The sequence below is a fragment of the Streptomyces sp. TN58 genome, assembly GCF_001941845.1.
In the GTDB taxonomy this organism is placed as follows: Bacteria; Actinomycetota; Actinomycetes; order Streptomycetales; family Streptomycetaceae; genus Streptomyces.
Genome location: NZ_CP018870.1, coordinates 4,127,351 through 4,147,461 on the forward strand (window position 1 = coordinate 4,127,351; position 20,111 = coordinate 4,147,461).

A 20,111-nucleotide genomic window follows, 5' to 3' on the forward strand; every position below is an offset into this window, starting at 1 on the left:
GAAGGCCCCGTCCGATGGACGGGGCCTTCCGATGGTGGCTGGGGCCGGGGTCGAACCGGCGACCTATCGCTTTTCAGGCGATCGCTCGTACCAACTGAGCTACCCAGCCACGAAACCGTTTCCGGTTTCAGCGATCCTGACGGGACTTGAACCCGCGACCTCCACCTTGACAGGGTGGCGAGCTAACCAACTGCTCCACAGGACCTTGCAGTGTGCGAGAGCAAGTCTTGCACACGGTAATGCGTACCCCCAACGGGATTCGAACCCGTGCTACCGCCTTGAAAGGGCGGCGTCCTGGGCCACTAGACGATGAGGGCTAAAGACCCACCGGGCACTTCTCAGCGCGTCGGGGACGTGAGAAGCATATGGGATCCGGGGAGGTATCGCCAAAACGGTTTCCCCCGGGTCGGAGCCGACCGGGTGCCGGGGGCGGCGCCGATCAGCCCCAGCCCAGTTCGTGCAGGCGGTCGTCGTCGATGCCGAAGTGGTGGGCGATCTCGTGGACCACGGTCACGGCGACCTCGTCGACCACGTCCGCCGGAGTCTCGCAGTAGCGCAGCGTGGGCCCCATGTAGATGGAGATGCGGTCCGGCAGCACCCCGGCGTACCACTCCCCCCGCTCCGTGAGGGGCGTGCCCTCGTAGAGACCCAGGAGATCCGGGTCGCCCGCCTCCGCGGGGGGCTCGTCCTCCACGAAGACCGCCACGTTGTCCATGATCCGCGTCAGCTCGGGCGGGATCGTGTCCAGGGCGTCGGCCACCAGCTCTTCGAAGGCTTCTCGCGTCATCTCCAGCACACGGCCATTGTCCGTGAGCGACTTCACTTCGAGTCCTGCGGGCCCGCGCCGGGTGTCGCGGGTGGAGAATCGCCCTGAGCGCAGCCGGAACGGTTCGAGCGGACGAAGAGCGTGGACGTGGTGACAACGGCGACTGCCACCGTGACTCCCGGTGGATGGCGACTGCACGCGCGGCGGTGCGGGTGAGCCGGAAGGGTTCCCGGCCCGCTCCGGGCGCGGAGGCGATCGACCCGGACGTCGACCTGCACGTGCCCGCGCAGCGGACCGAGCCGCAGGGCAGGGTGCTCGCGGCGGTGGCCGCGGGCGGCGCGGTCGGGGCCTCGGCCCGGTACGGGATCTCCCTGCTCTGGCCGGCGGAGCCCGGGGCGTTCCCGTGGGCGACCCTGTGGGTCAACGCCTCCGGGTGCGCGCTGATCGGCGTACTGATGGTGCTGATCAGCGAGGGCGGGCGGACGGCGCCGCATCCCCTGCTGCGGCCCTTCGCGGGGGTCGGCGTGCTCGGCGGCTTCACCACCTTCTCCACGTACGCCCTGGACTTCTCGCGGCTCCTCGACGCGGGGGAGGCGCGGTCCGCACTGGCCTACGCGGGGCTCACCGTGGCGGTGGCGCTGGGCGCGGTGTGGGCGGCGGCCTCGGCGGCCAGGCTCGCCGTACGGGGCCGGGGGGCGGGCCGGGGAACGGGCCGGGCGGTCCGGTGAACTGGCTGCTCGTGGTGGTGGGCGCCTGCGTCGGTGCGCCGCTGCGCTACCTGGCGGACCGTGCGGTGCAGCAGCGGCACGACTCCGTCTTCCCGTGGGGGACCTTCGTCGTGAACGCCGTCGCCTGCCTGGTGCTCGGGGTGCTGGCCGGTGCGGCGCTGGCCGGGGCCGCCTCCTCGCGGGTGGTGCTGCTGCTGGGGCCCGGGCTGTGCGGGGCGCTGAGCACGTACTCGACCTTCTCCTACGAGACGCTGCGGCTGGCCGAGCGGGGGTGGGGCTTCCTGGCGGCGGCGAACGTCGCGATGTCGGTGCTGGTGGGGCTGGGGGCCGTGCACCTGGGCTCGCAGGTGGCGCAACAACTGTTCGCCTGAGGGCGTGTCCCACACGGGGCAAAGGGAGTTGGGCACATCGACCCGCTCCTGCGGGCTTCGTCCCCAGGCTCCGGAGGTGCCCCGTGCGCCAGTTGTCCGCTTCCCTCCGACTGGCCGTCACCGCACTCGCGGTAGCGGCGACGGCCGGCTGCATGAGTGTCGGCGAGGACGCGGCGAAGCCCGGGCCCTCCGCCGCCGCCGACCGGGGCTCCGGATCCGGGGCGGGAGCCGGCCCCGCCTCCGGGCGCGGCTCGGGGATCCACGGCAACGGGCACGGCGCGAAGGACGGTACGGGGAGCCACGACGGCAGATCCAAGGACGACGGCAAGGCCTCCGGCGCGACCGGGGAGTCCCCCGGCCCGGGTGCTCCGAGCGGGGCGCCGGGCGAGCCCGTGCCGTCGGCGGGACCGGGCGGCGGCGCCGGCGGGCAGGGGCACCAGGAACCGTCGACGGGAGGTTCCGGCGGCTCCGGAGGCGCCGGTGGTGCCGGCGGCACGGGCGGTGCGGGCGGTTCCGGCGGCGCGGGCGGTCCGGGCGGCGGTCAGCAGCCGCCGAGTCCGACCCCGGAGCCGCCGCTCCCGACGCCGCCTGTGACGGAACCCACTCCGAGTCCGTCGAGCCCGCAGCCGGAGCCCAGCACCCAGCCGGGGCCGCAGGCCTAGGGGGATGTCCGGCGTTCGCGGCGCTGGACCTGGGGGAGTTTGTGCAGGTCAGGGGTGCTTCTGCCGAAGCGACTTGCCAGACCCCGGGGAGGGTGCGTATGGTTATAGATCGTTTGATCCCATTGCCCGGCGCCGAATCCGAAGAGCGCCGTGTGGCGCGTACTCTCCCTAGCCGTGGCTGACCGCATTGAGGCGGTCGATTTGCGATTCACGGAGTTTGGGCGCGTGCCGAGACTCCGGAAGGTTTCGCATTTCGCATGTCCATTTCCAGTTCTGACCGTTCCGTCATGCCCGAGAACGACTCCAACGAGATCATCGACGCCGAGGCCCTTGTGGTCACCGAGGCCATTGAGGCCGCGGAGGCGGAAGGCGTCATCGAGGCTCTTGAGGCGGACGTGAGCGGAGGGTCCTTCGAGGACTCCACCGGCGACTTCGACGCCGACGCCGAGCCGACGATCACCTTCGGTGACCTGGGCCTGCCCGAGGGCATCGTGCGCAAGCTCGCCCAGAACGGTGTCACCACCCCCTTCCCGATCCAGGCCGCGACCATCCCGGACGCCCTGGCCGGCAAGGACATCCTCGGCCGCGGCCGCACCGGCTCCGGCAAGACCCTCTCCTTCGGTCTGCCGACCCTGGCCACGCTGGCCGGCGGCCACACCGAGAAGAAGAAGCCCCGCGCGATCATCCTGACGCCGACGCGTGAGCTCGCCATGCAGGTCGCGGACGCCCTCCAGCCGTACGGCGACGTCCTCGGCCTGAAGATGAAGGTCGTCTGCGGCGGTACCTCCATGAGCAACCAGATCTACGCTCTGGAGCGCGGTGTCGACATCCTCGTCGCCACCCCGGGCCGACTGCGCGACATCATCAACCGCGGTGCCTGCTCCCTGGAGAACGTCCAGGTCGCGGTCCTCGACGAGGCCGACCAGATGGCCGACCTGGGCTTCCTGCCCGAGGTCACCGAGCTGCTCGACCAGATCCCCGAGGGCGGCCAGCGCATGCTCTTCTCCGCCACCATGGAGAACGAGATCGGCACCCTGGTCAAGCGCTACCTGTCGAGCCCGGTCACGCACGAGGTCGACAGCGCCCAGGGCAACGTCACGACCATGACGCACCACGTCCTCGTCGTGAAGCCCAAGGACAAGGCGCCGGTCACGGCCGCCATCGCCGCCCGCAAGGGCCGCACCATCATCTTCGTCCGCACCCAGCTGGGCGCCGACCGCATCGCCGAACAGCTCGTCGAGGCCGGCGTCAAGGCCGACGCCCTGCACGGCGGCATGACGCAGGGCGCCCGTACCCGCGTCCTCGCCGACTTCAAGGACGGCTACGTCAACGCGCTCGTCGCCACCGACGTCGCCGCCCGCGGCATCCACGTCGACGGCATCGACCTGGTCCTGAACGTGGACCCGGCCGGCGACCACAAGGACTACCTGCACCGCTCGGGCCGCACCGCCCGCGCCGGCAAGTCCGGTGTCGTCGTCTCCCTCGCGCTCCCGCACCAGCGCCGCCAGATCTTCCGCCTGATGGAGGACGCGGGCGTCGACGCCTCGCGCCACATCGTCCAGGGCGCCGGCGCCTTCGAGCCGGAGGTCGCCGAGATCACCGGTGCCCGCTCGCTGACCGAGGTCCAGGCCGACTCCGCGAACAACGCCGCCAAGCAGGCCGAGCGCGAGGTCGCCGAGCTCACCAAGCAGCTGGAGCGCCTGACCCGCCGGGCCGGCGAGCTGCGCGAGGAGGCCGACCGCCTGGTCGCCCGTTCCGCGCGTGAGCGGGGCGAGGACCCGGAGGCCGCTGTCGCCGAGGTGGCCGAGGCCGCCGAGGCCGAGGTCGCGGCTGCCGCCGCTGCCGCTGCCGCCGAGATCGCCGCCCAGGAGCGCCGCGAGGAGAACCGCGCCCAGCGCGACGACCGCGGCAACTTCGAGCGCCGTGACAACCGCGGCGGCGACCGCGGTGACCGTGGCGGCTTCCGCCGTGACGACCGTGGTGACCGCGGTGACCGCGGTGGGGACCGTGGTGGCTTCCGTCGTGACGACCGTCCCTCCGGTGGCTTCCGTCGTGACGACCGTCCGTCGGGTGGCTTCCGTCGTGACGACCGTCCCTCCGGTGGTTTCCGTCGTGACGACCGCCCGTCCGGTGGCTTCAACCGTGACGACCGTGGTGACCGCGGTGGCGACCGTGGTGGCTTCCGCCGCGACGACCGTCCCTCCGGCGGTTTCCGTCGTGACGACCGTCCGTCGGGTGGCTTCCGTCGTGACGACCGTCCCTCCGGTGGTTTCCGTCGTGACGACCGCCCGTCCGGTGGCTTCAACCGTGACGACCGTGGTGACCGCGGTGGCGACCGTGGTGGCTTCCGCCGCGACGACCGTCCCTCCGGCGGCTTCCGTCGTGACGACCGCCCGTCCGGTGGCTTCAACCGTGACGACCGTGGTGACCGCGGTGGCGACCGTGGCGGCTTCCGCCGTGACGACCGCCCCTCCGGCGGCTTCCGCCGTGACGACAAGCCGCGCTGGAAGCGCAACGGCTGACACCGGCTGAGCTGACTGCCTGACAGGGCCCCCACGACCGCGGTCGTGGGGGCCCTGTCGTGTGTTGCTACCATCCGGACTTTGCGGTGGGGGGACACGGCAGGCGCGAACCCCGCGACCGCCCCCGGCGCTCGACTCCCGGGGGACGACAACACATGAGACGGTCACGTGTGCTGGGCGCAGCGGCGCTCGCACTGGCCACGGGCATCGGCGCCCTCACCGCCGGACCGGCTGCCGCGGGACCTGCGACCGCCGGTGAACTGACGATCGCTCCGCTGCCGCACCAGGAGCCGTCGCGCGAGCCGTTCTTCGGCGCCGGACCGAAGGGCATGATGCTCCTCCGGCCCGGAACCGGTCCCGGCAGGGGGTACTGGAAGAGCTTCGAGGACGGCCGCGAAGTGCCCCTCGCGGACTGCCCCACCGGCCCCTACGGCATGTCGCTGAGCCTCGGCGACACCGACGGCTGCGAGTACCGCGAGACGTCGTCCACGACCGCGGGACCGCTGACCCTGCACGACCTGTCCACCGGCCGCACCGAGACCCTTGCGGCGCCGGCCGGCCGGTCCTGGACCACCGCCTTCTCGCCGACCCAGGTGCTGGCCACCGAGCAGGACGCCCAGGGCCGCTTGATCCTGCACCTGATCGGCCGTGGGAGCGAACCGCGCAAGGACGTCACCGTCACCGCGCCGGAACCCATCGCCGCCCACTCGTTCTGGGTCCGGACCGCCGACGAGAAGGGCGCGCTGATCACCTACCGGTCCGCCGCCGGCGCGCAGGTGCTCGCCCTCCTCGACTACGCGGCGGCGACGCTGACCCCGCTGGCCCTGCCGGACGGTGCGACGGAACCGGGCAACGTCGACTACTCGCTCGGCTCCCGGTGGGTCTCACTGCGCAAGCAGGGGTCCACCACGGCCACCCTGCTCTCCCGCGCCGACCTCGCCGTGACCCGCGACGTCAACACCCCGTATCCGTACGGGCGTACGCACCCCGTGGGCGACTGGCTGGTCACGCAGGACTCCTACGCCCAGAGCGACGCGGTCACCGCGGTGCCCGTCGGCGGCGGCACCCGCCGCACCCTGCTCGCCCGGTCGGACCACGGTCTGAAGACGGGCACGGACGGCGCCGGCTACCTGGCCGGAGGCACCGACTCCAGCCACTGGGCGACGTACCGGATCGCTCCGGGCCCCGACGGCGCCCCGCTGCTGACCAAGGTGAGGGACCTGCCGCCGAATCCCGCGGACCGGCTGACGCTCAGCCTCGCCCAGGGCCGGCTCATCACGGGCCAGCAGGACCCCACCCGCAGCCTCCAGGGCTACACGGTGCCGGTGTCGGGGACCTCCCCGGCGCCGCAGGCCCCCGACTGGAGCTGTGACGAGAACACGGACCTGCGGCTCTGCCGCCCCGACGCCGAACTCCCCGGCTGGACCGTCCCGACGGGAGACGGACGGATCGTCTCGCTCTCGACCCACGGTGCGGGCATCGCGGTCAACGTACGGGAGATCCGCCCCGGCGGCACGGTCCGCCAGGTGCCCCTGCCCGGTACCGACGGCCTGCAGCCGTACCTGGTCAAGAACGCCTCGGGCCGTTTCGTGCTCTTCACGGCGACCGAGAAGAACAACCCGCGGCTGCTGGTGGCCGACATCGACGCGGGGAAGCTCCTGGACTTCAGGCCCTCCCCGGCGGCGACCCTGTGGGGTGCCACGCTCTGGGACCGCGCCGCGACGGACGGGGTGAGCGGTACCGACCTGCGGACCGGCGCGATCACGCAGCACCAGGGCCTCGGCACGGCCTGCCGCCCGGACGAGATCGACGTCGCCGGGGAGTGGCTCTACGCGCTCTGCCCCGCCTCCGGGGGCGGTCCCGCCGCCTTCCACCTGCCCTCCGAGAAGCGCATTCCGCTGCCCTTCGCCCCCGAGAGGGACCGCGTGAAGCTCGGCGACGGCTACGTGGTGCGCCAGGGCGGCGCCGGTCTGGAGGTCTACAACCTGCGCTCCGGCACGGCCGTTCGGGAGCGGGAGATCGCGCAGCAGGTGAAGAGGTACGGCAGCGAATGGGCTGTCGACCGGTTCGGCGGACGCCTCGCCTACACCGACGCGGGCGAGACCGTACACCTGACCGGTGTGGCGGGCGCGGCCTCCCCGCTCGCGGCGATCGACCAGGATGTCGCCGCCGCCGCCGACTTCCGGCAGGTGAAGAACTGGCAGGCCCGCTGGTGGCTGTCCAAGCCCGTCTCCTCTTGGAAGCTGACGGTGCGCAACAAGACGTCCGGCATCACCACGGTGGTCCGCACCGGAACCGACGCGCGCGGCCTGATCGCCCCGGCGTGGGACGGCAAGTCCCCGACGGGCGCGTACCTCTTCTCCGGCGAGTACGAGTGGCGGCTCACGGCCCGTCCGGCCGACGGCCGGGGAGCCGAACTCGGCATGTCCGGGACGGTCACCGTCACCCGCCCCGCGGCCGGTGTCCGGCCGCCGGCCCGCCCCTGAACTGACGCCGACAGGCCGGTCGGTCGATACCCGATCGGCTGACCGGCGCTGTCCGGCTATGCTCTGGGGTGAGCACCCGGAGGGCCATTAGCTCAATTGGCAGAGCAGCGGACTTTTAATCCGTTGGTTGTCGGTTCGAGTCCGACATGGCCTACCGCTCCCAGCGCCCCGTCCGCCCATCGCGTACGGGGCGCTGTGCTGTGCGGGGACCGGGCCGCAAAACCAGGTGAACGTCCAGGGGCGGCGGCGGTAGCGTCGCCGGCGTGACTCCTGTTCTGCGTACCGAACGCCTGCTGCTCGACCCGTACGTCCCCGAGGACGAGGAGGCCTTCGTGGCCCTCTTCCAGGACACCCGGGTCTCCCGCTGGATGGGGGACGGCCCCACCACCGAGGACGAGGACCGCGCCCTGTTCGGGCGGGTCTTCAGCAAGGTCTACGCCGAGGAGCTCTTCGACGTGTGGGCCGTGCGCAGGGACGGACGGCTGGTCGGGCACGCGGAGATCAAGCGGACCGACGACGTCGACGGCCACGAGATCATCTATGCCCTGGCCCCCGAGGCCTGGGGATGCGGCCTGGGCACCGAGATCGCGGAGGCGGTCGTCGCGTACGGCTTCGACCGCCTCGGCCTGACGGAGGTGCACGCCACGGTGGCCGCGCCCAACACGGCCTCCCTGGCCCTGCTGGCCCGCCTCGGCTTCGCGCACGTCCGGGACGTGCGGGAGGACGACGGCTCCACCACCCGCGTCCTGACCCGCCGCCGCGAACAGGCCGCCGCCTGACCGTTCTCCCGCGCAACGTGAAGCGCCCCGCCCGAGGGATCGGGCAGGGCGCTTCGGGGTGTTTCGGGGTGTTTTTCGGGGTGTGGGGAGGTGCGATCAGGCAGAGGTGCGGCTGCGGCGGCCGAGCCAGGCGGCGGCCGCGCCGAGCGCGAGCAGGGCTGCGGCGAGGCCGGCGTACAGGCCGGTGGACGAGCCGGCGCCGGTGCTGGCCAGGGAGCCGGTGGAGGAGCCCGTGGTCGTCGTCACGCTGGAGTTGCCCGTGGTGGTGGCGACGGCCTGCCGGACGGCGGACGTGGAGGAGGGGGAGGCGGTCGGGGACGGGGCGGTGGTGGTCGGGTTGGTCGGGGTGGTCGGGTTGGTGGTCGGCCCGGTGGGCGCCGGCTCGGTGATCGGGACCAGCGGGAACCGCACCGGGACGGTCTTGAGCGGCCAGGTGTTGCCCTCGGCCTGGCGGACCTCGGCCTCCATCGTGATGATGGTGCGCTTGGTCAGCTTGGTGTTCTTGCCCAGGCTGAGGCGCAGCGGCTGGGTGTGGACGCCGGAGGCGGCGCCGAAGCCCTTGGCGATGCGCGGCAGCTCGTAGCGGCTGTCCTTGGCTTCGAGGTCCTGCCAGCGGCCGTCGATCAGGGCCTGGAGGCGGAAGTCGGCGTCCTGCTCGCCAGGGTGGGACAGGGTCAGGCTGGTGGCGAGGGGGACGTTGAACACGCCGTCACCGGTGGCCTGGTGGTGCAGGTCCAGGTACGCGCGCTGCTCCTGGCCGTCCTTGCCGGAGCTGGTCTGCTTGAACCAGGTCCTCAGCTCGCCGGTCTTGATCTGCGGTCCGACCTTGAAGAGGTGGGAGTCCGAGCCGCCGGGGGCGACTGAGTTGTTGTAGCTGGTGGCGGTGAGGTTGAAGTCGCCGTTGTTGGTGGGGTAGTTCGCGCCGAGGCCGATGGTGACCTTCCAGGTCATCTTGCCGTTGGCGGGGATGTCGAAGCCCGAGTCCGGCTCCTCGGCCGACGGGGAGAACATGCCCTGCCATTCGCCGTCCTGCCCGCCGATCGCGGACTTGGTCGCCGGGGCGTCCACCGCCTCGACCTTGAAGACGATGTCGTCCTCCTGGAGCAGGCTGGGGCCCTTGGGGTCGAGGAGCAGCCAGGGCTTGTACTCGACGGCCTTGCCGGTCGGGTTCTTCACCGTGAGGTCGAAGGTCTCGGTGGCGCCGCCGCGGGTCAGCGGGCCGCTGGGGACGGGAGCGCCCATCTCCGTACGCAGCACGGCGTGGTCGCCGGCGGCGGGTGCGGCGGACGCGGCGGTGGCCGAGAGCGGCAGCAGAGTGGTGACAACGCCGGCGACGACTGCGATGGCGGCTGCGGTGCGAACGGACATGGTGGACTCCCCCCGGGAATCACAAGGGCATCGGCAGAGCGCCGAGCCGGTTGGTGTGGTCTGTGTCGGCCGACCGGTTCGTCTTCCCCCTGGTCTCGGCGACAGGTGAATCTTCACCCGGATCCGATCGCGGAACCATCCCCGCAGTGTCACCGGCGTGCAACAGAGATGATCTTGGTTCGCCGGGTGTCGGATTCCGGCCGCATGCGACCGGATCCCGGCTGGATCTGGACCGGATCCAGGCCTCTGACCTGCGGTTCTGTCGGTGCTGGGGCGGGCCGGCGGTTAATTGGCGAGGGCCGGCTCCGCGATGGCGTAGAGTTGTGTTCACCGACGCGGGGTGGAGCAGCTCGGTAGCTCGCTGGGCTCATAACCCAGAGGTCGCAGGTTCAAATCCTGTCCCCGCTACTGAAGGCGAAGGCCCGGTTCCCTTGGGAGCCGGGCCTTCGTCGTGTTCCTGGCCTTCCCCGCCCTCCCGGGGTTCCGGCCCTACGGCAACCGTGACCTTCCGTGAGTGAACGAGTGCAGTGCGCAAGGTGATTGACCGTCAGTCATGTCGCGTGGGTGGCCGACGGGATGGGTGAGCCGGTTGATTTCTGCCCGAGTTGATCCCGCTTCGGGCGAAAAGGGATGGCCAAAGCAAGCCAGGCTGTGGCCGATTGGTGAGAACGATCAAGCGCAACAGCTTGGAATCACTCCCTCACTTCTATTACCTTTCGATAACGCAGCGCGGTCGTCCCGGCCGTCGCAAGAGACGGCACCGTGCGCGTGCGTGTCAATGAGGAGTGTGCCCCGGTGGCCTCCAACTCGCCTGCTCCTGAAGGCATCGACATCCAGGAGCCGCCCACCGCGGGTGCCTGGGGCGAGTGGAACCCCACCGAGGACACCGTTCGCCCGGTGCGGGGCAAGCACCGTGTCGCCAAGCAGCGCGGAGGACTCGCCCGCAGCTCCACCGTCCTCGGCGTCGGTGTCATCGCCGCCGTCGGTGCCAGCGGTATCGCCACCGCGCAGGACCGGCCGCAGGTCGCGATATCCCTGCCCTCCCTCCCCGGCCTGGTGACCGGGGACGACGACCGTCAGGACGGCGGGGGTTCCGGCCAGGAGACCGAGGCCGGGCGCGACGGCACGATCGGCATCATCGCCCAGCAGGCCGACCGCGGCGCGGACCCCGGCGAGCTCCTGCGCAACCGGATCCTCCAGCAGGCCGACGCGCAGACCGAGGCCGCCGAGGCGAAGGCGCGCGCGGAAGCCGAGCGTGCCGCGCAGGTGGCGGCCGCCCAAGAGGCCAAGGACAAGCTGGAGGCGGCCCGCCAGGCGGCCGAGGAGGCCAAGGCCCAGGCCGAGGCGAAGGCCGCGGAGGAAGCGGAGTCCGCGAGGAAGGCCGCCGAGGCCAAGGCGGCGCAGGAGCGTCCCGCCGCGGCCGCCGGCAGCTGGTTCCTGCCCACCTCCGCCTACACCCTCACCTCGCACTACGGAGTCTCCGGCTCCATGTGGTCCTCCGGCCACCACACCGGCCTGGACTTCGCGGCCCCGACCGGCACCCCGGTCAAGGCGGTCGGAGCCGGCAAGATCACCTCCGCCGGCTGGTCCGGGGCGTACGGCTACCGGATCGTGCTGGAACTGGAGGACGGTACGGAGGTCTGGTACTGCCACCTCTCCTCGATGTCGGTGACCTCGGGCTCCGTGGGCGCCGGCGACACCATCGGCCGGGTCGGCGCCACCGGCAACGTCACCGGCCCCCACCTCCACCTCGAAGTACGCAAGGGCGGATCGACGACGGACCCGCTGGCGTGGCTGGAGTCCAAGGGCCTGAACGTCTGAGGGACGCCTCCCGGCGCCGGTCGCCCGCGCGGCTCCCCTCCGCGCTCCTCGCGGCGCGGTTCGGGCACAGCCGCCGCGGCCGCCGGTCGCAGGGGGTCGAACCACGGCGGAAGCAGCTCCTCCAGCACCGCGGCCCGGGACAGCGCGGGTCCCGCCGTCGCGCGGCGCTCCCACAGCCGGTGCAGCAACTCCCGTTCCCGGCCCGCGAAATCCGCTTTCCGCATCGGCGCCCCGCGACGCGCGCGGTTGCGCAGCAGCGCCAGGGCGACGGCGTCCGCCTCGTAGCGGGCGACCGCCCGCCCGGCGGCCCGGCCCCCGCTGCGCCGCGCCAGGGAGCGGGCCAGCGACCGGGCCGGCATCGAGGCCAGGGCGGGCACCTCGGCGGGAGCCAGCCAGCCGGCGGCCGCGTAATGCGCGAGCTCCCCGGCGACGGCCTGCAGCCGGCGCTGCCTTATCCGCGCCGCCAGCCACACCAGCAGCCCGAACAGCGGGACCATCACGCAGACGTACGTCACGTAGAAGCCGTGGTCCCCGAAGCGTGAGGAGCCGTTCCACAGGGCGTGCAGGCCCATCGCCGGCGCCAGACCGAGCAGGGGCAGGCAGACGCGGCGCGAGCGGCGCGCACTGACGGCGGCCGCGCCGAAACCGAGCCCCGTGAGCACGGTGAACAGCGGGTGGGCGAACGGCGACAGCACGATCCGTACGAAGAACGTCGCCGCGGTCACCGACTCCAGCACCCCCGTGCCGTCGGCCAGGTCCTGAACGAAGGCGTTGCCGAGGTAGAGGATGTTCTCGGTGAAGGCGAAGCCGGTGGCGGTGAAGCCGGCCGCCACGAAACCGTCCGCGGGGCCGGTGAAGTTCCCCCTGCGGAACACGAACACCAGGAGCAGCGCGGCCGCCTTGGCGCTCTCCTCCACCACCGGGGCGATGGCGACCGAGCCGAGGTGGTCCGCGCCCGACGGGTCGGCGGTGGCCGCGGCTATCCACTCGGTGGCGAAGTTGTTGGCCAGTATGGCTATCAGCGCGGCGGTGCAGGCACCCCAGCCGAAGCAGAACAGCAACTGGGGCCAGGGCGCGGGCGCGGCCCGGCCCAGCCACCGGAACGCCGCCATGAGCGGGGCCACCGGCAGCAGGGCCAGGCCGAGGCCGACGAAGAAGCCCGGCGTGCCGGTCTGCTCCCGCACGAGGTCGAGGATGGCGATACCGGTCGCGGCGAGCAGGACGAGGAGCACGCACGTACGGACCGCGGCGGGCGGACGTGCGGGCACGGGGCGGAGCGCTCGGAACACATGATGACCCTAGCGATCCGCCCGGACACGCGCGGTGACGTTCTCAGTTCTGTGTGCGGCGGAAGAGCAAGTCGTGTACGACGTGTCCCTTGTCCAGGCCCTGCCCCTCGAAGCGGGTGAGCGGGCGGAAGTCGGGGCGCGGGGAGAATCCGCCGTCGGGCCGGGTGTTCTCGAAGTCGGGGTGGGCCGTGAGGACTTCGAGCATCTGCTCCGCGTACGGCTCCCAGTCGGTCGCGCAGTGCAGTACGGCCCCGGGCGCCAGGCGGGTCGCGGCCAGCGTGAGGAACTCGGGCTGGATCAGCCGGCGCTTGTGGTGGCGCGCCTTGGGCCACGGGTCCGGGAAGTACACGCGGATCCCGGCGAGCGAGTCGGGCGGGAGCATCTCGCGGAGCAGGATGATCGCGTCGCCGTTGGCGACGCGCACGTTCTCCATGCCGCCGCGCTCGGCGAGGGCGAGGAGGTTGCCCTGGCCGGGGGTGTGCACGTCGACGGCGAGGATGCCGGTCGCCGGGTCGGCGGCGGCCATCTGCGCCGTGGCCTCGCCCATGCCGAAGCCGATCTCCAGGACGACCGGGAGGCCGCCGAAGAGTGCGTCGAGGTCGATGACCGAGTGGCCGTCGACGTCCAGGCCCCAGGTGCCCCAGAGCCGCTTGAGGGCCTCGCCCTGGCCGGTGGTGACCCGGCTGCGCCGGGGCTGGAAGCTCCGGATCCGCCGCTCGTGGTGCGAGCCGGCCGGGTCCGGCGCGGGACCGTCGGGGAAGCGGGGCTCGGTGCGCCACTTGGGCGGCACGTACGAGTTCGCCTCCGGCGCGGCGTCGGCGGCGTAGTCGGCGACGGGGGCGTCCGGGACGGCGGGCGGCGTGGGGTTCAGGGACTCAGACACAATGCGCTGATTCTACGACGGGGCGGTGGTCGCCGCCGGGTGCCGTGGGGCCGCGGCCGACGCCCGGTGCCCACGAGCCCTTCGGGATGCGGGGCGCGCGGCGGCGCCCCGGAACGCTCAGGCCGCGGTGAGGGTGCGCAGGACGCGGGTGGCGATCTCGCGGCCGATCGGGAGGGAGGCCGTCGCCGCCGGGGACGGCGCGTTGAGGACGTGCACCGTGCGGGGGGCGTCGCGGATCAGGAAGTCGTCCGCCAGGGTCCCGTCCCGCAGGACGGCCTGCGCGCGGACGCCGGCCGCGGCCGGGCGGAGGTCCGCGGCCTCGACGGCCGGCAGCAGGCGCCGTACCGCCCGGGTGAAGGCCTGCTTCGACAGGGAACGGCGGATCTCGCCCGTCCCGTACCGCCAGTGCCGGGCGGCCATGCGCCACGCCCCGGGCCAGGCGAGCTCGTCCGCGAGGTCCCGCGGGCGCACGGTCGACCAGTCGTATCCCTCGCGGGCCAGCGCGGGCACGGCGTTGGGGCCGACGTGGACGCCGCCGCCGATGCCGCGGGTGAGGTGCACCCCCAGGAAGGGGAACGCCGGGTCGGGCACCGGGTAGACCAGCCCGCGGACCAGCTCGGGACGGGCCAGGTCGTAGTACTCGCCGCGGAAGGGGATGATCCGCATGCCCGGGTCGTCGCCGGCCAGGCGGGCGATCCGGTCGCAGTGCAGGCCGGCGCAGTTCACCAGCGTCCGCGCCCGGAACACCAGACCGGCCGTGGTGCGCACGGCCACCGCCGAGGGGCGGCGCGAGATCAGGTCCACCTCGGAGCCGTAGACGACCTCCGCGCCCGAGGACTCCGCGAGCTGGGCGCTCACCAGGCCGTAGTCCACGATGCCCGTGCTGCCCACGTGGATCGCGGCCAGGCCCTGCACCTGCGGCTCGTACTCCGTGATCTGGGCGGGTCCCAGCTCGCGCACCGGGATGCCGTTCTCCCGGCCGCGCTGGACCAGGGCGTGCAGCCGGGGCAGCTCCTCGCGCTCGGTGGCGACGATCAGCTTGCCCGTCACCTCGTGCGGGATTCCGTGCTCCGCGCAGAACTTCACCATCTCGGCGGCGCCGCTCACCGCGAAGCGGGCCTTCAGCGAACCGGGCCGGTAGTAGATCCCGCTGTGGATCACGCCGCTGTTGCGGCCCGTCTGGTGCCGGGCCGGGCCCGACTCCTTCTCCAGGACGATGACCCTCGTACCCGGAGCCAGGCGCGACAAGGCATGCGCCGTCGACAGGCCGACGATCCCGCCGCCGATCACCAGCACATCGCAGTCCACGCCACCGCCCACGCCGACACCTCCCACCCCTGCATACTGCACCCCCGCACCGACAACGCGGCCCGGCGGGTCTACGCCGGCGCCACCAGGAGCGGCCGGGCCCGCTCGCGCAGCTCCGCGACGCGCGGTTCGTCCCCGTAGGGTTCCAGGCGGTGCAGCAGGTCCCGTACGTATTCGGTCGTGCGGGCCGAGGAGATCCGGCCCGCCACCTCCACCGCCCGGGTGCCCGCCGCGCACGCCGCGTCCAGGTTGCCCGACTCCAGCTCCGCGACGGCGCTGACCACCAGCCGCAGCCCGTGGGAACGTACGTACTCCTCCGTGGGCCGCGACAGCGCCTGCTCGGTGAAGCGCCGCACCTGCCGGGGGAGTTTGAGGTCGCGGTAGCATTCCGCCGCATCCGCCGCGAAACGGTCGTACGAGTAGAAACCGAGCCAGGTCGGATCCGGGTCGCCCTCACGGGACCGCTCCAGCCAGCCCTCCGCGGCCCGCAGCGCCGCCCCGGCGGCCGCGGAGTCGCCCGCCTTCGCGTGCGCCCGCGCCTCGACGAGGCGGAAGAAGCTCATCGTGCGCGCCGTGGCCAGGCCGCGGTTGCGCTCGACGGCCGCCTGCGCGAGGTCCACGCCCTCGTCCGCGAAGTCGCGGTAGGTCGCCTGGAGGGACATCGAGGCCAGCACGTAGCCGCCGAGCGGTACGTCCGCGGCCGCGCGGGCGAGGCGCAGCGCCTGGATGTAGTAGCGCTGGGCCGCCTCCTGCTGGCCGGTGTCGAAGGCCATCCACCCGGCCAGCCGGGTCAGTTCGGCCGTCGCGCCGAACAGGGCGCGGCCCACCTCGTCCGTGTACGAGCCGAGCAGCAGCGGCGCCGCGTCCACCCGCAGGCACTCGGGGACCATCGACGAACGCCAGTCGCCGCCGCCGTACTTGGAGTCCCAGCGGCGGGCGTCCTCGGCCGCCTCGCGCAGCTTCGCCACGTCGCTGTGGCCCACCCGCTGGACGTGCTCGCGCGGCGTTTCGGCTCCCTGCTGCGCGGGCACAACGGTGGACGGCGGGCCTGACGTGCCCGCCGGTGCTGTCATCGGGCCCGTCGCCGGCCCGGTCGTACGGCCTGCCGGTGCCCCGTCCGAGGGGGTCCGGGACGCCGGCGTCCCGGGCGTCGGAGGCGACTGCTGTGACGGGAGGTCGCGCGCCGGTGCGCCCTGAACCGGAGCATCGTGAGCCGCGTCGTCGTGAGCCGAAGGGGCCGCGGACGCGGGCCGCTGGTGCGCCGCCGTGCCCGCCGGCTCCCGTGCCACCGAGCTGTCGGCGGGAGATATCAGCCACCGCGAGGCGGGCGTCGCGTACGCCGCCACCGAGAACGAACCCGCGAGCGACTGCCAGATGCCGCCGCCGCGCCGCCCGGCCAGGTCCAGCCGGTAGAGGTCGGTCGCCGAGCGCACGGCGGCACCCACGTCCCGCGGGAAGGCCAGACCCACCTCGGGCGCGGGGTCCGCGTCCGCCAGGCCGATCTCGTGCAGCGGTACCGGCCGGCCCAGCTTCGCGCCGATGGCGGCCGCGATGAGGTGCGGGGCGGCACCCTGCGGCACCATGCCCTTCGAAACCCACCGGGCCACCGACGTCTTGTCGTACCGCAGCGTCAGGCCGCGCTGCGCGCCGAGGTCGTTGACGCGCCGGGCCAGCCCGGCGTTGCTGATGCCCGCGAGGGCGAGGACGGCGCCGAGCTTCTCATTGGGCTCGCGGAGCTCCCTGGACATGCGCCACCCCTCGTCACACGCGGAACGCAGACGCCGCCGGGGCATAGGCGCCCGGCATTTCGTAAACCCAGCGTAGTTCCCCGCCTCCCAAGCGTTAAGGCCCTTACTTCCGTATGGCGGGATTGTTGTCCGTTTGCACAGTCCGCCCCGGGGCCGGCGCCGGGGCGCGCGCCCCGTGGCGTGCTCCGCCCGTGTGGCCGTGCGCCCGCCCGTGCGCTCTGGCCGGTCCGCGGGCCCGGCGATTCGATGTGCGGTGCGTGGGTCGGCCCGCTGCGCGGATCGGGCGGGCCGGGGGACGCCGCTGCCTCAATCCCCGCGGGTGGCGGAACGGTCCGGGAGGCGGGTGCCGCCTCCCGGACCGCGCCCGCGAGCCGGGCGCCGACACCGCGCGACGGCTCTCCAGGCGGCCGAAGAATGGCCGAAAGCGACCTATGGGGCGGTGGGAACGGAACGCCAAATACCGCGTGGCAGGGGCGCGTTCGCCAGCACGCGCGCCCCCTATAACCCCTCTCGCACGCCTGTCCCGTGGCAGCATGGACCCGAGCCACCGGGGTCCAGTCGACCGCGCCCTCAGCGCTGTCCGTGCTGCCCGTGCCCCGGTCATGTGCCCACGGGCTGGGGAGGCGGCGGTGCGCTGGTTGGTGGGATGGAGCAGTATCGCCGCGAGCTTCGGCACGGCCGGCCGCGTCTCCGGTCACGGCGCCGGCCGCGGACCGGGCGGGCTCGGAGCCGACGGCGCGGCCCAGCACGGAGGCATCGCGGACGCCGCCCACGCGGCCGACCCGGGCGCGGACGCGGAACGCACCGTCCACCCCGTCGGCGCCCAGCTGCTCTGGGGCGATCCCGACCCCCTCTGGGCCGTCGGCGACTGGCGCCCCGACGAGATCCGCACCGCCACCGCCGACCCCGCCGACCCCTTCACCCGGCTCGCCGTGCTCGGCTGCTGCGGCGCGACCGACGCCGAACTGCGCAGGGCCCTCTACGCGGCCCGCGGCGGCGCGCTGCGCCACCTCACCCAGTGGTCCGGCAGCTACACCGCCGTGGTCCAGGCCGGCCGCCGCATCACCGTCGTCGGCGACCTCGCGGGCGCCCGGCCCGTCTTCTACACCCCCTGGGCGAGCGGCACGGCGTACGCCACCGCCGCCCTCCCGCTCGCCGACCTCATCGAGGCGCAGCTCGACATCGGCCACCTCGCCGCCCTGCTGGCCTGCCCGGACAGCCCCGAGGCACTGGGCGACGGCACCCCGTACGCCGGGGTCCGCCGCATCCCGCCCGGGCACGCCCTCATCCTGCGCGAGGGCTCCCGGGAGATCACCGGCTACGAGCAGGTGGCCTCCCTCGCGGTGGCCGCGCCCGAGGCCGACGCCGACCGCGCGGTGGAGGGCGTGCGGGAAGCGTTGGTGGACGCGGTGCGCGCCCGGCTCACGGCTCCGCGGCATGCTCCCGAAACGCTGCCACCGTACGATCCCGGCCCCGTACCCGGCATGGGACCGGCCGACCGGCGCGCGGCCCGCGGCGCGCCGGCCCCCGGCGTGGGCGCCGACCTGTCCGGCGGCAGCGCCTCCGCGACCCTCGCCCTGCTCGCGGCGGGCCTGCCGGGGGCGCCCGGCAGCATCACCAGCCCCGCCGGGGCGCGGCTGCTGGCGGTCACCTTCAACGACCTGGCCACCCCGCAGGGCCGCGAGGAAGAACTGGAACGTGCCAGGGCCGTCGCGTCCGACCCGCGCCTGCACCACGTCGTGGTCGCCGCCGCGGCCGAGGCCCTCCCGTACACCGAACTGGACGGCCCCCTCACCGACGAGCCGGGCCCCTCGCTGGTCTCCGCCGCCCGCGAGCGGCGCAGGCTCGCCGCCGGTGCGGCCGACCACTTCACCGGCCACGGCGCGCGGCAGGTCCTCGACGCCCACCCGGCCCGCATGGCCGACCTGTTGATGGACCGCCGCCGACGCCACCTGCTGCGCCCGGTGGCGGCGCTGGCCCGCTCCGCGTCCGCCTCGGGAGCCGGCGGGGAGTCCCTGCTGGTGCCCATCACGGTGTACTCGGCGGCCCGCAGACTTGCCCGTACGTCGTACCGCGCGGGCATGGAGGCCGCCGCGGCCAGGCTCCGCGAGGGCGGGGTCACCGAGTACGCGTCCGGTCCGGTGGACGCCTCCCTCGCCGCCCTGACCTGGTCCCGGCCGGGCCCGGCGGCGGCCTGGCTCACGGGGGAGGCACTGGCGGAAGTATCGATCCGGCTCGCGGCCGCGGCCGGCCGTCCCCCGCTGTCGCTGCGGCCGGGGGAGGCCAGGGCCCGCTCCGTGCTGGCCCGCCACGCCGCCGACCACCGGGTCTTCGAACAGGCGGTGGAGGTCCGCAGCCAGCGCCTGCACGCCCCGTTCCTCGACAACCAGGTCGTACGAGCCGCCCGCGCCCTGCCCGAATCCCTGCGGGTGCAGCCCGGCGCCCGGGCGGAGATCCTGCGCAGCGTCCTGTACTCGGCCGGGGTGCGCGAACTCCCGCCGGGGTGGGGCGCCACCGCCCACACGGCGAACGAGACGGCGGCCGGCCTGGGGCTGCGTGCCGCCCTGAGCGACCTGCTGGAGCTCTTCGCCGCCCCGCTGCTCGCGGACGCCGGCCTGATCGAGGCCCGGGTCGTGCGGCAGGCGCTGCTCGACGCGGCCGAGGGCCGCCCGGTGCCGCTGGACGGGCTCGCCGAACTGGTCTCGATGGAGCTGTGGCTGCACCGGCTGCTGGCCCGGCGCGGCACCTGCTGGACGGGGACGTCCGCGGCGCGGCGCAGGGCCGTGCCCGAGGGGGTCCCGGTGCACCGCCCGGCCCTGTCCTGACGGTTCGGGCGGCGCGGCAGCGGGCCCCGGCCCGCGCACACCCTCCGCGCGGTCGTCGCGGCGCTCACGGCCGGGACGGGACGCAGGGCGGACCTCCGCACCAGGTCCGTCGGGTCGCCGAGCAGCCGGGCGGGCAGGGCGAAGTGCTCACGGCCTCGCCGCCGGTGACGACGCCCCGTACGCGGCGGATGCGGACCGCCAGGCCCCCGTCGCCAAGGCGCGGCGGTCGATGCCGCCCCGGTGTTCCGCAGACGGACCTGGCCGCCGCGCCGGAGCCCCGTGCACTGCCGGCGGACGTTCCCCGGAGGGGCGGGTGCAGGTCAGCCCGCGGGGGCCGGCCGGCCCGCCCGCCCGCCGGTCGGCTCGCGGCGCACCGGCCCGCAGCCAGGGCGTGTTGCGAAAGTCCCGTCTGGCTCGCGGCGCCCGGCACGGCACCTCGCCGCGGTGTCGGGATCGCCCGCGTACGACCGGTACGCGGGCGACCCTCCTCCTTGCGAGCGGGCGCAGCGAGCGAGCGCCAGGTCGACAGCGCGAGCGCGCCGCGCCGCGTCCGTC

The 20,111-nt window shown here is 73.8% G+C and carries 13 protein-coding genes, 5 tRNA genes and 1 pseudogene; 10 read left to right on the forward strand and 9 right to left on the reverse strand.

Annotated features, from left to right (window positions below):
- Nucleotides 1-32: 32 nt before the first annotated feature.
- The 4 genes from BSL84_RS18745 to BSL84_RS18760 form a co-directional block, all read right to left on the reverse strand.
- A tRNA-Phe gene (locus tag BSL84_RS18745) sits at nucleotides 33-109 on the reverse strand.
- Between the two features lie 22 nt (nucleotides 110-131).
- Nucleotides 132-205 (reverse strand) — tRNA-Asp (locus BSL84_RS18750).
- Nucleotides 206-244: 39 nt separating this feature from the next.
- Nucleotides 245-317: transfer RNA gene (locus tag BSL84_RS18755), tRNA-Glu, on the reverse strand.
- A 122-nt stretch (nucleotides 318-439) separates the two neighbouring features.
- A complete protein-coding gene (locus BSL84_RS18760; RefSeq protein WP_030031434.1) occupies nucleotides 440-796 on the reverse strand; it encodes a metallopeptidase family protein in 357 nt (118 codons plus the stop codon).
- Nucleotides 797-951: 155 nt separating this feature from the next.
- Between BSL84_RS18760 and BSL84_RS18765 the strand changes: the two genes are divergently transcribed.
- From BSL84_RS18765 to BSL84_RS18795, 7 genes are all read left to right on the forward strand, one after another.
- Nucleotides 952-1,494, forward strand: a complete 543-nt coding sequence (locus BSL84_RS18765) for a FluC/FEX family fluoride channel (protein ID WP_075970783.1) — start codon at nucleotides 952-954, stop codon at nucleotides 1,492-1,494.
- Nucleotides 1,491-1,865 (forward strand): fluoride efflux transporter FluC, encoded by a 375-nt coding sequence (locus tag BSL84_RS18770; protein ID WP_030034489.1) that lies wholly within the window; start codon nucleotides 1,491-1,493, stop codon nucleotides 1,863-1,865. Before BSL84_RS18765 ends, BSL84_RS18770 begins: the two co-directional genes overlap by 4 nt.
- A gap of 92 nt (nucleotides 1,866-1,957) precedes the next feature.
- Nucleotides 1,958-2,527, forward strand: a complete 570-nt coding sequence (locus BSL84_RS36570) for a hypothetical protein (RefSeq protein ID WP_234363658.1) — start codon at nucleotides 1,958-1,960, stop codon at nucleotides 2,525-2,527.
- Nucleotides 2,528-2,784: 257 nt separating this feature from the next.
- A complete protein-coding gene (locus BSL84_RS18780; protein WP_075970784.1) occupies nucleotides 2,785-5,049 on the forward strand; it encodes a DEAD/DEAH box helicase in 2,265 nt (754 codons plus the stop codon).
- Between the two features lie 155 nt (nucleotides 5,050-5,204).
- Nucleotides 5,205-7,535, forward strand: coding sequence for a hypothetical protein (locus BSL84_RS18785; protein WP_159393531.1), 2,331 nt, complete (start codon nucleotides 5,205-5,207; stop codon nucleotides 7,533-7,535).
- A gap of 81 nt (nucleotides 7,536-7,616) precedes the next feature.
- Nucleotides 7,617-7,689: transfer RNA gene (locus BSL84_RS18790), tRNA-Lys, on the forward strand.
- 109 nt (nucleotides 7,690-7,798) lie between these two features.
- Nucleotides 7,799-8,314 (forward strand): GNAT family N-acetyltransferase, encoded by a 516-nt coding sequence (locus BSL84_RS18795; RefSeq protein ID WP_030037278.1) that lies wholly within the window; start codon nucleotides 7,799-7,801, stop codon nucleotides 8,312-8,314.
- Between the two features lie 96 nt (nucleotides 8,315-8,410).
- Here BSL84_RS18795 and BSL84_RS18800 read toward each other — a convergent pair whose 3' ends face one another.
- Nucleotides 8,411-9,682, reverse strand: coding sequence for a hypothetical protein (locus BSL84_RS18800; protein ID WP_075970785.1), 1,272 nt, complete (start codon nucleotides 9,680-9,682; stop codon nucleotides 8,411-8,413).
- Between the two features lie 334 nt (nucleotides 9,683-10,016).
- On the opposite strand from BSL84_RS18800, the gene BSL84_RS18805 reads away from it, so the two are divergent.
- Nucleotides 10,017-10,090: transfer RNA gene (locus tag BSL84_RS18805), tRNA-Met, on the forward strand.
- A gap of 387 nt (nucleotides 10,091-10,477) precedes the next feature.
- The gene (locus tag BSL84_RS37030) at nucleotides 10,478-11,503 is read left to right on the forward strand and encodes a M23 family metallopeptidase (RefSeq protein ID WP_075970786.1); all 1,026 of its coding nucleotides are present in this window, start codon (nucleotides 10,478-10,480) and stop codon (nucleotides 11,501-11,503) included.
- Here BSL84_RS37030 and BSL84_RS37790 read toward each other — a convergent pair.
- The 4 genes and pseudogenes from BSL84_RS37790 to BSL84_RS18830 all read right to left on the reverse strand — a co-directional run.
- Nucleotides 11,415-12,792, reverse strand: a pseudogene (locus BSL84_RS37790) (PrsW family intramembrane metalloprotease); the annotation flags it as partial. The gene BSL84_RS37030 and the pseudogene BSL84_RS37790 overlap by 89 nt on opposite strands.
- Before the next feature lie 43 nt (nucleotides 12,793-12,835).
- Nucleotides 12,836-13,675: a tRNA (guanosine(46)-N7)-methyltransferase TrmB gene (trmB, locus tag BSL84_RS18820; protein WP_030032707.1), complete on the reverse strand. Its 840-nt coding sequence runs from the start codon at nucleotides 13,673-13,675 to the stop codon at nucleotides 12,836-12,838.
- A gap of 117 nt (nucleotides 13,676-13,792) precedes the next feature.
- Nucleotides 13,793-15,025 (reverse strand): L-2-hydroxyglutarate oxidase, encoded by a 1,233-nt coding sequence (gene lhgO / locus BSL84_RS18825; RefSeq protein WP_079273244.1) that lies wholly within the window; start codon nucleotides 15,023-15,025, stop codon nucleotides 13,793-13,795.
- A gap of 29 nt (nucleotides 15,026-15,054) precedes the next feature.
- Nucleotides 15,055-16,731, reverse strand: a complete 1,677-nt coding sequence (locus BSL84_RS18830) for a hypothetical protein (protein WP_030031129.1) — start codon at nucleotides 16,729-16,731, stop codon at nucleotides 15,055-15,057.
- A 629-nt stretch (nucleotides 16,732-17,360) separates the two neighbouring features.
- Between BSL84_RS18830 and BSL84_RS18835 the strand changes: the two genes are divergently transcribed.
- Nucleotides 17,361-19,556: an asparagine synthase-related protein gene (locus BSL84_RS18835; RefSeq protein WP_075970788.1), complete on the forward strand. Its 2,196-nt coding sequence runs from the start codon at nucleotides 17,361-17,363 to the stop codon at nucleotides 19,554-19,556.
- The last annotated feature ends 555 nt before the right edge of the window (nucleotides 19,557-20,111 follow it).

What these genes read in the sequence shown, in the direction of transcription:
- BSL84_RS18765 (WP_075970783.1), top strand. Translation starts at nt 952, where the DNA reads ATGGCGACTGCACGCGCGGCGGTGCGGGTGAGCCGGAAGGGTTCCCGG.
- BSL84_RS18780 (WP_075970784.1), top strand. Translation starts at nt 2,785, where the DNA reads ATGTCCATTTCCAGTTCTGACCGTTCCGTCATGCCCGAGAACGACTCC.
- BSL84_RS18785 (WP_159393531.1), top strand. Translation starts at nt 5,205, where the DNA reads ATGAGACGGTCACGTGTGCTGGGCGCAGCGGCGCTCGCACTGGCCACG.
- BSL84_RS18800 (WP_075970785.1), bottom strand. Translation starts at nt 9,682, where the DNA reads ATGTCCGTTCGCACCGCAGCCGCCATCGCAGTCGTCGCCGGCGTTGTC.
- BSL84_RS18830 (WP_030031129.1), bottom strand. Translation starts at nt 16,731, where the DNA reads ATGTCCAGGGAGCTCCGCGAGCCCAATGAGAAGCTCGGCGCCGTCCTC.